At 45.2% G+C, this 16,447-nt stretch carries 14 protein-coding genes; 11 read left to right on the forward strand and 3 right to left on the reverse strand.

The window, feature by feature from the left end:
* The first annotated feature begins 81 nt into the window (after nt 1–81).
* The 6 genes from CXK86_RS23395 (at nt 82) to CXK86_RS23420 (ending at nt 6,443) form a co-directional block, all read left to right on the forward strand.
* Nucleotides 82–537 (forward strand): GNAT family N-acetyltransferase, encoded by a 456-nt coding sequence (locus CXK86_RS23395; protein ID WP_101314624.1) that lies wholly within the window; start codon nt 82–84, stop codon nt 535–537.
* A 165-nt stretch (nt 538–702) separates the two neighbouring features.
* Complete coding sequence (locus CXK86_RS23400; protein ID WP_036606188.1) at nt 703–984, forward strand: hypothetical protein; 282 nt, start codon at nt 703–705, stop codon at nt 982–984.
* 137 nt (nt 985–1,121) lie between these two features.
* Nucleotides 1,122–2,474, forward strand: a complete 1,353-nt coding sequence (locus CXK86_RS23405; RefSeq protein ID WP_144029831.1) for an amino acid permease — start codon at nt 1,122–1,124, stop codon at nt 2,472–2,474.
* A gap of 289 nt (nt 2,475–2,763) precedes the next feature.
* Nucleotides 2,764–4,089, forward strand: coding sequence for a WXG100 family type VII secretion target (locus tag CXK86_RS23410; RefSeq protein ID WP_101314625.1), 1,326 nt, complete (start codon nt 2,764–2,766; stop codon nt 4,087–4,089).
* Between the two features lie 21 nt (nt 4,090–4,110).
* On the forward strand, nt 4,111–4,443 hold the full coding sequence (locus CXK86_RS23415; protein WP_051446963.1) for a hypothetical protein: 333 nt from the start codon (nt 4,111–4,113) through the stop codon (nt 4,441–4,443).
* A gap of 245 nt (nt 4,444–4,688) precedes the next feature.
* Nucleotides 4,689–6,443 carry a methyl-accepting chemotaxis protein gene (locus tag CXK86_RS23420; protein WP_101314626.1) on the forward strand — a complete coding sequence of 585 codons (1,755 nt, stop codon included), beginning with the start codon at nt 4,689–4,691 and terminating at the stop codon, nt 6,441–6,443.
* A 114-nt stretch (nt 6,444–6,557) separates the two neighbouring features.
* On the opposite strand, the gene CXK86_RS23425 is transcribed toward CXK86_RS23420, so the two are convergent.
* Nucleotides 6,558–7,469 (reverse strand): LysR family transcriptional regulator, encoded by a 912-nt coding sequence (locus tag CXK86_RS23425; RefSeq protein WP_076329770.1) that lies wholly within the window; start codon nt 7,467–7,469, stop codon nt 6,558–6,560.
* Between the two features lie 116 nt (nt 7,470–7,585).
* Between CXK86_RS23425 and CXK86_RS23430 the strand changes: the two genes are divergently transcribed.
* Nucleotides 7,586–8,629 (forward strand): 2,3-butanediol dehydrogenase, encoded by a 1,044-nt coding sequence (locus CXK86_RS23430; RefSeq protein ID WP_101314627.1) that lies wholly within the window; start codon nt 7,586–7,588, stop codon nt 8,627–8,629.
* Nucleotides 8,630–8,762: 133 nt separating this feature from the next.
* On the opposite strand, the gene CXK86_RS23435 is transcribed toward CXK86_RS23430, so the two are convergent.
* A complete protein-coding gene (locus tag CXK86_RS23435; RefSeq protein ID WP_100527689.1) occupies nt 8,763–9,275 on the reverse strand; it encodes a GNAT family N-acetyltransferase in 513 nt (170 codons plus the stop codon).
* 129 nt (nt 9,276–9,404) lie between these two features.
* The gene (locus tag CXK86_RS23440; RefSeq protein WP_101314628.1) at nt 9,405–10,169 is read right to left on the reverse strand and encodes a helix-turn-helix transcriptional regulator; all 765 of its coding nucleotides are present in this window, start codon (nt 10,167–10,169) and stop codon (nt 9,405–9,407) included.
* Between the two features lie 182 nt (nt 10,170–10,351).
* Here CXK86_RS23440 and CXK86_RS23445 point away from each other — a divergent pair, with 182 nt between their 5' ends.
* The 4 genes from CXK86_RS23445 (at nt 10,352) to CXK86_RS23460 (ending at nt 16,433) form a co-directional block, all read left to right on the forward strand.
* Entirely contained in the window at nt 10,352–12,673 is a 2,322-nt protein-coding gene (locus CXK86_RS23445; protein ID WP_101314629.1) for a beta-L-arabinofuranosidase domain-containing protein, read from the forward strand.
* An 83-nt stretch (nt 12,674–12,756) separates the two neighbouring features.
* Nucleotides 12,757–13,323, forward strand: a complete 567-nt coding sequence (locus tag CXK86_RS23450) for a Uma2 family endonuclease (protein WP_101314630.1) — start codon at nt 12,757–12,759, stop codon at nt 13,321–13,323.
* Between the two features lie 677 nt (nt 13,324–14,000).
* Nucleotides 14,001–14,732 (forward strand): hypothetical protein, encoded by a 732-nt coding sequence (locus CXK86_RS23455; RefSeq protein ID WP_306821955.1) that lies wholly within the window; start codon nt 14,001–14,003, stop codon nt 14,730–14,732.
* Nucleotides 14,733–14,744: 12 nt separating this feature from the next.
* Nucleotides 14,745–16,433, forward strand: a complete 1,689-nt coding sequence (locus CXK86_RS23460; protein WP_101314632.1) for a vWA domain-containing protein — start codon at nt 14,745–14,747, stop codon at nt 16,431–16,433.
* The last annotated feature ends 14 nt before the right edge of the window (nt 16,434–16,447 follow it).

A 16,447-nucleotide genomic window follows, 5' to 3' on the forward strand; every position in this document is an offset into this window, starting at 1 on the left:
ACCTAACACGGTAGTAAGATAAAATGATTGATATACATTCAGTGATAAAACCAATAAAAATGTCGGCGGGAGTGGTACGTTATGGAGATCAAAGTGGATGATTTGAGTGGAGTCCAAGTTAAGGCTTTAATTGCGGAGCACTTGCAAGGGATGGCAGCAGATTCGCCTCCAGAAAGTATTCATGCGTTGAATCTGGACGGACTCAAGGAGCCCGAAATTACTTTCTGGTGTGCTTGGGAAGGGGACGACTTGCTCGGCTGCGGGGCTATCAAAGAACTTGATCCAGAGCATGCAGAGTTGAAGTCGATGCGTACCGCTTCGGCTCATCTGAGAAAAGGCGTAGCGAGAAAAATTTTGGCGCATATTATGGAGGTTGCCACAGACCGTGGTTATAAGCGAATCAGTCTGGAGACGGGTTCAATGGATTCATTTATCCCGGCAAGGAAGATGTACGAAGACTTCGGATTTGAATATTGCGAACCATTCGCGGATTATGTATTGGACCCGAACAGCACGTTTATGACGAGAACAATTTAAATGGATTTACATGAGAAACCAGTATTCTGTTTTTTTACAGGACGCTGGTTTTTTAATTTTGCAACATATCGTACATTTTAAGAGATGGAAAAAGAGTAGAATAAACTCAATAATACGCATTAAAACAACGTGGCCTTGTGACGAAGAATGTGGAGGGAGTCGTACATGATTTACTGGTGGTTCGATCATATGAATCCGCTGTTTGCTGTCTTGGTGTTATGTCCCATCATTGCTGTGATGCTTGGAGTATGCAGTTATTTTGCCAATTGGTTTAGACTCTGGGTAGCGCTGGTTATATCTTTTATGCTGCCTTTGTTGTATATCGCGAGTGATCTTTCAACATGGGGTAGTAACATAGGCGCTTGGTTCATCTATGGGGCAGGGTACATTTTGCTAACCTGGATTGTACACAGATTGCTTCGTGCCATTGTGGGGTATAAAACATAGGTTATGTCCATATATGTTTGGGATGAATTGGCCATGAGGAACTTCTGGGCTGATTGATGGACAATAGGGTATACTGGACATTATGTCTATGAAACAAGACAGCAGTACAGACGTTTTTTACATCAGGAGGACTTGAATTGGCTCAGACAGAAGGAACACTACAGAAGAAGCTTAAACCAAGACACATCAGTTTTATGGCTATGGGTGGTGTCATTGGAACGGGAATTTTTAAAGGCAGTGCAGAGACGATTGGACTCGCAGGTCCGGGCGTTATTGTCACGTACATTTTTGCCGGATTATTGCTGCTGGTTGTTATGGCCGCGATGGCGGAGATGGCTACGGTGTACAAGAACAAAAATATGAAAGACTTCGTGCAGGAGGCATTTGGTAGCAGAGTATCCTTTGTTATGGGATGGATGTACTGCTTTCTATGGTTATCGGTGTGTGTCATTGAGGTGATTGCCGCCGGGAGCTTTTTGCAGTATTGGTTCAGTGAAGTACCGCTGTGGATGCTGAGTCTGGCTTGTGCGGCGTTCATTATACTGGTTAATCTGTTAAGTGTAGGTGTGTTTGGGGAATTTGAGTTTTGGCTGGCCGGGATCAAAATTGCCATGATCATTATTTTTATCTTCCTGGGTGCAGGATTGATCTTTGGCATTATCCCGAGTGATAACACGCCATATCTGCAAAATTATACGCAAGCAGGCGGATTCTTCCCGAACGGATGGTCATCGATCTTCTCGGCACTGCTTGTGGTCATGTTCTCCTATGGGGGATCGGAGCTGATTGGTCTGACCCTGACCGAGACGGAAAATGCAGAAAAAGTCATGCCCAAAATCGTGGGCAATTTCATGCTCAGAATTATTCTGTTCTTCACCTTGCCGATTCTCATCATTTGTGGTCTTATCCCATGGAATGAGATCGGGCCGGAGAGCAGTCCATTTGTACAGGTGCTTGCATCCACGGGACTGCCGGGAGCAGCACACATAATGAACTTTATTTTGGTGACGGCGGTTCTTTCTGCTGCGAATTCAGGGATCTATGGTGCATCCCGGATGATGCACTCCATGGCAGTAGGCGGTGAAGCTCCAAAGGCATTGTCACAGACGAATCGCAACGGAAGCCCTGTTAACACACTTCTGGTGTGCTCAGTAGTTTTGCTCGGAGGTTCCTTGCTAGGCCTGTTCGCGCAGGATCAACTGTTCCGCGTATTGCTCGCAGTTCCGGGGTTTGTTGTAATCCTTGTGTGGATCTGTATTGCCTCATCACAGCTGAAACTGCGGAAGAAATATCCGGTTCAACCGACCTTCAAAGTTTGGGGATTCCCTTACATAACCGGAGTCGTTGTACTATGTCTTAGTGTGATTGCGGTGATGTTTGTGTTTGATGAAGGTAATCGGTTCAGCATTAGCATCTGTCTTGCCGTGCTTGCGTTGCTGATTATCTGGTCCCTAATTCGATTCAGAAGGACGAATGGACGAACAGTTTAGTATGAATGGGTAGTATGCAAATGTAGAACAACATGACATCTCGGCGCTTGCGGCGGGGTGTTTTTTGTATTCAGTAAGGTAATGGTTTTATTTTGGAACTAGAACCTCTGTTTTTGTTATAACTGGGACAAATTAGGGGTAATACGAACTAGATAAATAAACCGGCAGTCTCTACGAAATGATCTGTGTTCACTTTATAATAAAAGCCCATCTGTACATATGAATCTTATAGCATTCTAAACAACAAATGTTCGTATAACAACGAAATATATTTAGAACGAGGTCTCACATGACAACGATAAAAGTAACTCCTGAACAGTTGATATCTGTCTCGAAACAATTTACAACAGCTCAGAATCAGGTTTTTCAGATGAATAACATCTTGAAACAACATTTATACGAAATCGAAAGACAGTGGGATGGCAGCACGAAGGAAAGGTTTTATGTTGATTTTATAGTTGCGCAGCGGGTGATGGATGACTTTGTCTCACTATCTTTATCTATTGCCAAAGAGCTTGAAGGGCATGCGGAAAAATTCAGACTTGCTGATCAGCAAGCTGTACAATCCTATGATGTGAGTTGCGTACCACCACCGCCAGATGAATGCAGGGCACCAGCAACCGACACCCGTAATGCTTTTCAGAAGTCTGCTGATAGTTTAGTCGAATTGGGACAAGCCTTTATGCAATCTGCGGATGATCGATATCAAAAGCGTTATGATAGTGTAGGTGGTTTTCTGGATTATTGGACATTTGGTATTCCAAGTGGTCTTGTTCAGGGGTATGTAGACAGGGCGGATAAAGCATTCAACTCCCCGAATGATGCTGCCAACTGGCTCACATTTGGTATCCATGGGACGATTCGGGAAGCCACCTTTCCGACCAATGCCTGGTCCAGTGAACACTGGGCAAATATGATTGGGTTGGGAGGTCTAATGGTTGGAGGGGGTTATGCCTCCACGATGATCAAGCCGCATAATCTTCTGACTTCGTCGGGAGGCGGCGCGAAGATTAATTCATTCAATCGTCCGCCTGGTACAGGGCAGTTAACAGGTAGTTTTAATGGACATAAAGATCAACGCCTTCGAGTTCTGGATAACATTGCTGAGAGTAAAAAGGCGAGAGAATCCTCTAAGTTCTCCGAGTATCTGGAGAAGGAAAAAGAGGCGGGGACACACATAGATAATAGTAAAGATATGTTCAGAAAAGGTATAGATGATCCATTAAAAGAAGTTCTTGGCCCTGGAAGGGAATCTCATCCCGAGAAATGGAAAGAAATTATTGATCACTTGGAGTCAAACGGTGTGGAAGTAATTCATAGAGGCGAGGATATGGCGTATTCTCCAAAAAGAGGTGGACCTGGGCAGTTAATTATAAATGAGGATGCTTCAATAGGGGCGCTTTTACACGAATACACACATTATCTAGACGATATGAACAAAGGTTTTCCGGGAATGAGTTATCATTTTCAGACTATGAATCGTGTTAAAATGGAATTAAATGCATACATGAGAGAAATAAAAATAGCTGATGAATTAGGTCGAAATGATATTGCGAATGCTCTGTTTGAAAATTATGTAAGAGAAAGGCAGACCCTTACGAGTCATTTGAAATAAAATTTAATGGAGGGTAGAAATATGAATCTAATAAAGAAAATTGAAGAAGGACAATGTTCGATTGATGAGTTGCAACTTTTATTAAATGAAGCAAATCCAATAGTTTTGTATCATGTAATGACTTATATAGGCAAAGAAAAATTGGCGTCAACTGCTATAAATGAAAAGCTGGAGGAACTTACATCCAGAAGAGGAGCATCAGATAAGTTAATAGGTTATTATAAAGTTGGAGATTTAGCCATAGCTACACTCATCAAATTGGACAAAAAAACAGATGAAATAGCTATTTTTAAATCAATGGATGATTTTGATAAAAAAATGATATTTAACTTGATTGAAGAGTTAGAATGGTAACTCAAGTTACAGAATAAAATAATTATCAATCTTTGAACATACTCTAATGCTTGCATTGGAGTTTTTTTTGTTCCAATGAACAAAGCTACCACAGCCATGATAGCGTTTTTATGTAAACCCAATATTTTCTTGCCTAATTCGACATATTCGTTTACTATTTTCCCATACATAGTGCTTCAAGCATGTGTTTTTTGGGTAGCGCCTAGTCAAAAAGGCTTGGGTTCACGGGAGAGGAAGAGGAGCGGATGATTGGTTTTTTTAGAAAACGTTTGGTTGTGCGCATTGTTGCAGTAGTCACACTGGTCATTACGATTATAGCCGTTGGAAGCATGCTGTTACAGGTGGCCAATATGAAACTAGCTGCGCAGGAGGCCATTTCGAGTTACAACATCCAGATTGCTCAGAGTTATGTGAATCAGCTGGATACAGCATTTTATGCCGAGTTTGCCAAGGACCCCAAGGAGAATGGCGAATTCTTGAAGATTCGTGATGAACTGGATGACTTTCGCGTAAGCATTGGTGCAATGTATGTGTATTTCGTCAAAATAGATGACAAAGGTACGCCACTTATTATGGTGGATGGTATGAAGGATGCAGATAAAGCCTCACCGATTAATGAAGTTACGGATGTCCCTCAGGAGGCTGTGCAGAAGCTGTTACAGGGGCAAACAGCCAGTTCTTCCATTATTAACAACGAGGAGTACGGCGACTATATTTCCTCTTACGCTCCCATGCTGGATAGTAACGGTGCTGTAACAGGTGTAATTGGTATCGATACGGCAGTATCGGTGATCGGAAGCATTGAGTCAGATATAATGAAATCGAGTATTCCCTTCTATGCCTTATTGCTACTGATTACACTTATAGGCATTGCTGTTGTCACGTGGTTTATCGTAAGAGGACTGCGACCACTTCAACCGCTGAAGGCGAGTGTGGAAAAAATGGCACAGGGTGAGCTTGCAGAAGCGAACCGAATTCTGACGTCGTATCGTTTGCGCAGCCAAGATGAGATTGGAACAACATATCAAGCGATGATACATATGTCCGGTAACTTGAATAAGATTGTGAGTAACATGGTTGAAGGCGTAGCAGTAACCACAGATATTTTATCGGAATCAACGAAGGAATTTAATCGTAGTACCGAAGAGATGCTTGAGATGGGCAAGACGGTTGATCAATCTGTCGAACAGATTAGGCAAGGGGCACATACGCAAAAGCAGGGTGCAAGCGATAGCGCGCATGCGATGGAAGAGATTGCAAAAGGCATAACGGATATATCCGAATCCTCGATGGTTGTATCGGATGCAGCAACAAGTGCGCTTTCTACGGCGGAGTCCGGTAAACAGAGCATGACACTGATGAAAACACAGATGGAGAGTATCTCAAATGTCTCAAGTGAAGTTGTAGCGATGGTTCAGGTGCTGAACAACTACTCCCAGGAAATTGGTGGTGCCCTGCACACGGTTCGTGATTTTGCGAGTCAGACGAAGCTGCTTGCGCTTAATGCATCCATTGAGGCAGCACATGCAGGAGAACACGGCAAAGGTTTTGCGGTTGTGGCGGATGAAGTTCGGAAGCTTGCTGAGGCCTCAAGCACATCCATGGAACGGATCTCCGACTTGCTGCTTCGTATTCAACAAGAATCACAACAGATTGGCTCACAGATGGGGGTTACCGCACAGGAGATTGGACAAGGGGTTACAATTACCGCAGAAGCGGAGCAAGCTTTCGCTCATGTAGTTGATGCGTTCCAACTGGTGACCAATCGCATTCAGGAGGTCTCCGCTGCGGCAGAGGAAATCTCGGCAGGATCGGAAGAGGCTGCAGCCTCCGTCAATACGATCTCGCAGATATCAGCTGGTGTGTCGAATCATTCGGATGAAATCTATCGCTTAATGCGTGAACAATCGGCCATGTTCAACAGGGTGGCGCAGACCTCCACCATGCTGGAACAGCAGACCACCGAGATGAGCGAAGCCGTGCGCAAAGTGAAAGTATAGTTTGAGTTAGATGTAGCAATAGTAACGCAAGAGATAGTCAGAAAAGTGTTCCGCTCTTGGAGAAGTTGGTGTTCATCCCAAACTTCCTTCAAAGGGTGGAGCACTTTTTTAGATTTAAACTTTTAAATGATCCAGCTCTATCGCCTGTCTGAAGCGTTGGGCAAATCGTTCTGCGGCTACGGCGGACTCCTTGGACTCCGTCTGCACGAAGCCAATCTGCATTTTCGGTTGATCGATTCCAGCGATCTCTACCATCTTCACCAGACCTTCTTTCCATAAGGGATTTTGGTGAAAGGAAAAGTCGTGACCAATCGTGGAGGCAATATCGTTTCTTAACACCATGTTGATGGCTTCTGAATTATTCGTTTTAAACAGAATGGACAGAGGTCCATGATCATAGGTGAATTCCTTGATGAAGTCTTCGATGAAACCATCTCGATACAGTGCCAGCTTGTGTTCTTTTAATTGATCCGGTGTAACGCGGCTGTGCTTGGCAAGTTCAGACAGGTGATGAGTACCGACGACCAGCTTACCCGAGTACATGGGACTGAAGTGAAGTCCATCGAATTCCCGCAATTGTTTCGCATAGATCGCGATAAAGCCCAGATGGGTTTTGTTATTGCGAATATCTTCGATAATTTCCATGGACCCTTTCTCTTCAATGGAAATGTTAAGTTGCGGGTGCTCACGCTTCATATCTGCAGCAGACTGGACAAGATAGGGCATGACACTTGGAAAAGTAGCTACATGAAGCTCTCCGCTAAGAGAGGAGGCTTCGGCGTTCAGGGATTTCAATTCATCAATCCGCTGCAAAATGTCCAGTGCCTTGGCAATGAATTGTTTGCCTTCGGGAGTGGGGTGAGTACCCTGCCGCGAGCGTTCGAACAGGATGATACCCAATTCTTTCTCCAGACGATGCACCGATTGGCTGATCGCCGATTGAGTGACATGTAGATGTTCCGAGGCGGCGGAGAATGACTGCGTTTTCGCAATTTCAACGACATATTCGAGCTGTTCCAGATTCATGATTTCATCTCCGTTTAGCATTAATACAACTAATGTTAACATTAGTATCTATAAATATGAATAATACATGAACAGCGATATAATATATAGACAATCATACAAAGGGGATGAACTTCATGAAAGCAGCAGTATGGTACGGCCATAAAGACGTGCGTGTAGAAGAACGGGAAGTTCCGGTTGCTCAAGGGGGTCAGGTCAAAATCAAAGTGGAATATGCGGGGATCTGCGGCAGTGACTTGCATGCCTATCATCATGGTGTAGGAATTCAAGAAGGCGAGAATCATCCGCTCTCAGGACAGAAAGCACCGTTGACATTGGGTCATGAATTTGCAGGAACCGTGAGTGAATTGGGAAGTAATGTAAGCGGTATCAGTGTAGGGGATAGAGTTGTGGTAGAGCCGTTGTACCATTGCGGAAAATGTGAGTACTGTATTCAGGGACGTTACAACCAGTGTACTCAATTTGGATTCGTTGGACTGAATGGTGATGGTGGTTTTGCGGAGTATGTTGTTGTTGAGGCATACATGGTTCATCCCATCCCGGATAACGTATCTTTCGAAGAAGGTGCGCTTGTAGAGCCTACAGCCGTAGCCTTTCACGCGGTTCGTCACAGCAAGCTGAAAGTGGGGAACAAAGTAGCCGTATATGGAGCAGGTCCAATTGGATTATTGACCATTCTGTCTGCCAAAGCAGCAGGAGCCTCTGAAATCTATGCAGTCGATGTATTTGAGGAACGTCTGGACCTGGCAGCCAAACTGGGAGCCATTCCGGTGAACAGTGCCAAAGTCAATGCAACAGAGGTGATCTTGCAACAATCGGGCGGCATTGATGTAGCTTATGAAGCAGCAGGTGTACAACCAACGATGGATAGCGCCATTGCGGTTGTCAAAAAAGGCGGAGAAGTTGTTGTCATCGCTGCGATTCCAAATCCGCTTCAAGTGAACTTCTTCGATCTTCTGGTCAAAGAAGCGAATCTAACGGCAACGCTGGCATATCGCCACATTTTCCCTGAAGTGATTTCATTAATTGCTGAAGGGTCGCTCGATGTGAAACAGGTCATCACCAAGAAAATCAAACTGGACGACATCGTGCAGGAAGGACTTGAACTGTTGATGAGCGACAAGAGCCATGCGAAGATTTTGGTGGAGATTGGCGGTTAAAAAATCAATAGCGAAGTGTCATTTCAAATGGTGATTGATCATTTATAAATGTAAAACAGACCGTCATGAAGATGATCGGTCTGTTCTACATTTCATTCTCTGCTCCCTGATCCCGTGTTGCTGTTAACCTCCACTAGGAATCATAACGGTAACAGATCGCCTTGCCCCCGTCACTCTCGGAGCTGAATTCCTTATCCTCTGTAAATCCAAAACGCTCATATAAACGGATGGCATTGACCATCTGACCGCCCGTATATAAATACACCGTATTTTTGCCCATTTCTTTGGCAGAATCTACGCATTGCTGGAGCAATACTCTGGCAATCCCGTGACCTCTCCATTTTGGATCAACACCCAACAGCCGAATAAACGGATAATCGATCGGCAATTCAAAGTTTGGATAAGCCTTGCGTGCTGTTTCGAATAATTGGACTGTACCGACAATCTGATCATCAATCTTCGCGATCCATAATTGTGTCAGGTACGGATTAACCACAGACTCTCGAATATCTTTTAGGTAGGCTTCCCAGCGTTCATTTTGCTCAAAAGTCTCCCGATACTCGGCATAACTTGCAACAAGGATATCTACAATCTCTGGATGGTCTGCTTCTGTGGCAGGATGAATCGTAACGGCAGCCGTTGTCATCTTATAATTCCTCTTCTCTTATGGGTTAAGTATGGAATATAGTTTTCTTGCATTTTACCATAACGGATTCAATCCGATTCATTCAAATTTTCTATAGGTAACTCAGTCATTTCTATAGATCGTAGCGCATCAGCGATTGAGCTGTGTGGAATACAGATGATTGCGATATTCGGTTGGCGTATTGCCTTCGTATTGTTTGAACATGCGCAGGAACAGCTTGTAGTCGGAGAAGCCGCACTGTCCGGCGATTTCTTTTACACTGGCATTGGTGTTGAGCAGCAATTGTTTCGCCCGGCGAATACGTTCTGTGAGGATATAGGTTTTGAGTCCAGTACCTTTCTCGCGCTTCACCATTTTGGAGATATAGTCTTTGTTAAAATTAAAATTTTCCGCAATCTGACTCACCGTGATGTTTGTATGCAGATGAATATCGACCCACTTGCAGATATGGTCCACAATTGCATTGTGCGGGCGATAATCCGCCTCTATATTGCGCTCCAGCTCCTTGAACAACAGTAACAAAGCAGCGTCGGCTTCTTCTGGTGAGAAGGATGACACATGCAGCAATTGCTTGAATAACTGATTGGCCATGGAAGGTACCTGAATGGTGGCATGTGTCCTAAACTGGTTGAATTCTGCCGAAATGGCATCATAGTGAACCCAGTAGAAGCTCACGGGGGCGTCGCTAATCTGGTAGCCGTAATGGGTGCGACCGGCGCGCAGAAACAACAGATCGTTGGCACGAACTACATATTGTTCCTCTTCCTCCGCGATGTACATCTCACCTTCCAGCATCAAAATGATCTCATGCACAGGCATGCTGCGTCTCATGTGGCTCCAGTTGCCTTCGGATATGAACTTGCCGCACAGGTAATGTTCCAGTGGCTTTTGCATAGGACGGATTTATCCACCTTTTCTTGGATTATGAGTCTGATGTAATTGTATTTTATTTGATAGTATGGGGATATTCAAGCTCTACAGTAGATTGATGAGTATTAGTCATATGGAACAGAACACGGATTTTACCCCTTAAGAATGAATGGATATCTATTACATCCCGAGAAGGAGTGAGTGTCATGATTGATACGAAAAAAGGATTTCTGGGACCGGAACATGTAGATCTGTTAAATGGTGTGTTCCAAACATCACAAGAGGTGGGGGAGCGTTACCTGTTATCGCTGGATATTGATCGATTCCTGGCTCCATGCTTCGAAGCGCATGGTTTACCTGCCCGAAAAGAGCGCTACGCGGGTTGGGAGGCACGTACCATCAGCGGACATTCCCTCGGACATTATCTGTCTGCCCTGGCTGTGACGTATCAGGCAACCGGGAATATCACGTTAAAAGAAAGACTGAATTATGCGGTCACCGAACTGGCGAGAATCCAGCAGACCACGGGAAGCGGATATATCGGTGGTTTGTCCGAAGAACCTTTCCACATGGCTTTTCGAGCAGAGAATATCGGTGGATTCAATATCGGTGAATACTGGGTTCCCTGGTACAGTGTGCACAAAATCTATCGCGGCCTGATTGACGCCTATAAACTGACTGGCAACGGACAGGCACTTGAGGTGGTTACTCGATTTGCAGACTGGGCGGTCGAAGGATTGCTCCCGATGACAGAAGAACAGATGCAGACGATGCTTCAAAGTGAACACGGGGGCATGAATGAAGTATTCGCACACTTGTATGGGATTACCGGTAAAGCCTTATATCTTGAGATCGCTAATAAGTTCACCCATCAATTGATCCTGAGACCCTTGGAGCACAAACAGGACGATCTTCAAGGCAAACACGCCAATACTCAGATTCCCAAAGTGATCGGTGCAGCCGAAATCTACAATCAGGACCATACTCATGAGAGTTATCGGACAGCGGCAGAGTTTTTCTGGAACACCACGGTGCATCATCGTTCTTACGTATTTGGTGCGACGAGCATTTCGGAGCATTACGAAGCAAAGGGTATGGAGAGTCTTGGCATCAAAACAGGAGAGAGCTGTTGTACTCACAACATGTTACATCTAACGAAGCAGCTCTTTGCCTGGAATCACGATAGTGTCTACATGGACTATTATGAAAACGCCATCTACAATCACATCCTTGGCACGCAGGACCCCGATACGGGGAACAAAACGTATTTTGCATCAACGCTGCAAGGCCACTACAAAATCTATGGTACTCACGATACCGCTTGGTGGTGCTGCACAGGATCAGGCATGGAGAACCCGGGTAAATATGCCGAGGCGATTTATTTTGAGGATGAACAGGACCTGTACGTCAACCTGTATATCGCTTCCCAACTGGATTGGGCGTCACAAGGGTTATCTCTGAAGCTTGAAACCGACTTTCCTTATTCGGAAAAGGTAACCCTGACGATCACCGGAGGCAACGCCTCGGCTCATCTAAGATTACGTGTGCCCTCATGGCTGCAAGAGCCAATGACGGCAACAGTTAACGGGGATACGGAACATCCGTATACACAGATGGAACCCGGCTATCTTTCCATCGAGCGCACATGGGCAACGGGCGATGTCATCACCATCACACTGCCGATGTCACTCCGCCAGTACACTGCCCGGGATGATTCCCACAAAGTGGCATTCCTGTACGGCCCAATAGTACTCGCTGGTGCACTAGGAAACGAGGGCCTTCCCGAGGATACGATCGTAGACGAAACAGCGCTGAATCCCAAGACTGCACCTGTACCTGTGATCTGGACGGAGCAAGAGGATGTACGAGAGTGGATCAAGGTTGTAGATGCAGACACGTTAACATTTGAACTTAGCAAAGATGTTACTTCCACAGGCGAAGCCGTGAAGCTCATTCCGTTCTATGATGTGCATCACGAATTTTATACCGTGTACTGGCCGTTTAACGATGAAGGAGATGCGCTGGAGAAAGAGTTGAACGATATCACGATCGACAGGGTTCAGGCTGACGGTCAGCAGGATGAGATTGGACATCAACTGGATAGCAACTGCCGTGGGGAGCACCACAACGGTTCAACCACAGATGGCCGTAAGAAGTTGCATATGTGGCGAGAAGCTTTTGGCGTCAGTGGGGCTTACTTCAGTTACCAACTGGCAGTGGATCGTGAGGCAACCAATTATCTATGTGTGGCCTATTGGGGCGGAGATCATTCCGCGTTTAAACGGGAAGGTAAGTTATATGACAGACAATTCGCCATTACCGTGGATGGAACACTCATCGGTGAGCAGCGAATTCATATGAACAAGATTGGCGAAGTGTTCTATGTGACCTACGATATTCCTGAGGCCGTAACATCAGGTAAAGACAGCGTTAAGGTAATGTTCCAGGCGAAGGGCGACAATGGATGTGCCGGGAAAGTTGTAGAGGTGCGCACCACGCGAAGCAAACCGGAATCCATCTTTTCGTGATAAGAGGCATGGTGTGAAAAGGCGCAAACACAATGTTATAATGAAAACAAAAATACGGTTAGTTGGAAGAGGAGGATCGAAGTGTGGCAAAACCCGACAATAAAGGTACTTATAGCTTTCAGGATTGGTTAACATGGGAAGGATCATGGGAATTAATTAACGGCAGAGCTTTTAATATCTCGCCAGTACCTACTTCATCGCACCAGTTTATTGTGGGTGAGCTGCACTTCTCTTTGCGGACTTTTTTTCAGAATCGGAAATGTTTCGTGTTTGTTGCCCCTTTTGATGTGTATTTTAGCGAAAATGAACAATATGACCTACCAGATCAAGTTGTACAGCCTGATTTATCGGTAGTGTGCTCCAAAGACCAGATATCCAAAAGTGGCTGTCACGGTGCGCCTTCTTTAATTATCGAGGTGTTATCACCTTCGACTGCGTTAAAGGATTTTAACGAAAAATTTAACTTGTATCAGAAATATGGTGTGAACGAATACTGGATTGTTGACCCCGGTAATCAAACCGTCCATGTGTACACGCTGGAGGGTGGCAGCTACCAGACCCGTCATCTGTATACAGAGCAGGAAACGATTCAATCGGTTATATATCCTGAATTGGTAATTCCGTTGGATTCGCTGTTCAAGTTCAGGTAGTGCGAAGCGTCAATCTGTCTGCTACAGACGAAGCAATATGGCGGCCATTTTTTTATTCTTACGAACCGCACAGGCCTTATATAGGGAATTTTGGTGAGGTGGGAAATGTAACGAATCTCAGCGAAGCTATTTCATTCGAAATAGGCGATAAACAACACCTTTTCACCTAAAACGGGAACATAACGTGTCTCAGGTTCGTTACATTTTCAGAAGAGCTGGAATGTACCTAATAGCGTCACCTCAGTTCGTTAGCTGTAGAGAATACGGCATCGAGATTTTCAATAAGAACACGAGAAATAATGAACCAACGTAAAAAGGACGAAACCGGATGAGCTCCGATTCGTCCTTTTTGCATTACTCCTTTTCAGACAAGTCTTATATAAAAAATGACACGCATAGCTATTTTCCACGTATTACCTGATAACATTTCTTCTCCACAATCTGCCGTCTGGTAAGACGAACTTTTACGATTGACCACCAAATTTCCTGCCAAGTTCCACGTTGTCCCTGAAAATATGAAATGGGATAAGCCCAAACCACGTATATTATGAGTATCCAAATATCCAATCATATCCACCTGAGAGCGTTAACATCATGTACAATAAGAATAAGTTGAACAGGAAAATTACGACATGAAGCACCAATATATAACATGAAAGGAGGTCGGATAATTGAACATGATTAAGTACATAAAATTGTTCGGATTAATCCTCGGTATTGTGGCTGTGAATGTTCTGGCATTCTCACCCGGCTTTATCGGGCTGAATTTTGAGGAGGGTGCATTCACAACTGCGCTATCCGTTACCCTTCTGTTCGGCAGTGCAATGGCACTCCTATATGGGAGTTACACCTTGCTGTTCAGACAACCGGTAGTCCTGCCTGTGAAGCATATTGAAACGCATGAAGATTATGTGGAAGCCTTATCTTTTTATAGACGCATCAAAGTACTCGAAGAAGATATTACGCTGGGGCTGTCCCAACTTAGTCGAATGAAAAAGAAAAAAGAAACCCTCCTGAATGTGCTTCATCAACGGTTTGATCCAGGAGAACTGAGCTACAAGAAATTTGCTTCGGTCACATTGGAAGTGGAGAAGCTGTTATATCTTAACATCCGCAGTGTGCTGAACCGATTGAATGTATTTGATGAAGCTGACTATGCCAACATGATGAAATCCAAATCCGAAAGCATTCCCCAGAAGCTTTTTCAGGAAAAAACCAAGGTATACAACGATTATCTGTCTTATGTGAAGAATGCACTACACACCAATGAGGAAATTCTGCTCAAGCTGGATCAGTTGTTACTGGAGATCTCACGCCTCGACAGCTTCGAAGCCGGGGATATTGAACAGATGCCTTGTATGCAGGAGATTGATCAGTTAATCAAGCACACCAAATTATACAGACAGTGAGGGGTTGCTCGTATGGCCAAGAAGGGAAAGTTTTTTTTCATATCGATTGTAATGCTGGTGCTCGTATTTGGTCTGGTCTATGCAGGGATTACACTGACGTCGAACTTTGGCAAGTCAACCACACAGGTGAGCACAGAGAATGCAGGTAAGGAACTGGGGAAACTGTACGCGGACATTGCGCCAGCGACGGCGGAACCGGTCAAAGGACAGATTGATCTCGACCCGGTCGATGTGGCAGAATCACTGCCGGATATCTCCAAATTTGCGATTGCCGTAGAGAATACAACGAATGATTACGTCGAAATCTTCTCTTCCCCAGAGAAGTCGGGCAGCGGGGTAGACGGCTGGTTAACCGAAGTGGGCGAGGAGTTCAACAAAGCTAATATTACCGTTGGTGGGAAACAGGTATCGGTCAAAATCCGCAACATTGCCTCCGGTACGGCCACCGATTATATCAAGTCTGGTAAGTATATGCCGGATGCATTCACACCTTCCAATGAACTATGGGGCGAGATGGTTGAGGCCAGTGGGGTGAAGACAGAGATGGTATCCGAGCGATTGGTCGGGAACGTTCCGGGTATTGTTATTTCCAAAGCGAAATATGATGCACTAGTTGATACGTACGGCTCCGTTAATGTAAAAACCGTAACCGAAGCCATTGCCAACAATGAACTCGCGATGGGATATACCGATCCATTTGCCAGCTCCACAGGACTGAATTTCCTGGTGACCGCACTGAATACGTATGACAGCGCCAACCCGCTTGGCGAGAAGGCTATTGAAGGGTTCGAAAAATTCCAGACGAATGTACCGTTTACAGCGTCGACAACGATTCAGATGAGGGAGGCTGCCAAGTCCGGCAGACTGGATGCCTTTGTACTCGAATACCAGACGTATGTGAATACCGCTGATCTGAAGAGTGGTTACGTCTTTACACCATTTGGCGTGAGACATGACAGTCCGCTGTATGCACTCGGTCAACTGCCGCAGAACAAACAGGAGATCGTCCAAAAGTTTGCGGAATTCGTAACCCAGGCGAAGTACCAACAATCGGCGGAGGAGTTCGGTTTCAACGGGCTACAGGATTACAAATCCGAACTGGCTACCGTGGATGGCGGCACGTTGCTGTCCGCACAGAAAGTATGGAAAGAGAAGAAGAACGGCAGCAAACCCATTGCCGCCGTGTTCGTGACAGACGTGTCCGGAAGCATGGACGGCGAACCACTTAACCGACTGAAGGAGTCCCTGCGCAAAGGTCAGAAGTACTTGGGCACAGAGAACAGTATTGGATTGGTTTCTTACTCCAGTGGGGTAACCGTGAATCTGCCGATTGCCAAGTATGATACGAACCAGCAGTCCATGTTTGTCGGTACAGTTGATAGTTTGCAAGCTGGCGGCGGTACAGCAACCTTTGACGGGATCGTGGTGGCGATGAAGATGCTGGAAGATTACATGGCTGCTGATCCGAACGTGAAGCCGTTGATTTTTGTCCTGAGTGATGGCGAGACCAACGAAGGTCATACCCTGAAGGATATTCGTGATCTGGTCGAAACGTACAAAGTGCCAATCTATACGATTGGGTACAACGCGGACATCAAGGCTTTGGAGAGTATCTCCAGCATTAACGAAGCAGCAAGCATCAATGCCGATACCGACGATGTCGTGTACAAGATTGGTAACCTGTTTAACGTACAGATGTAAATTTAAAGGGGGAA

The sequence above is a fragment of the Paenibacillus sp. BGI2013 genome (assembly GCF_002843485.1).
In the GTDB taxonomy this organism is placed as follows: Bacteria; Bacillota; Bacilli; order Paenibacillales; family Paenibacillaceae; genus Paenibacillus; species Paenibacillus amylolyticus.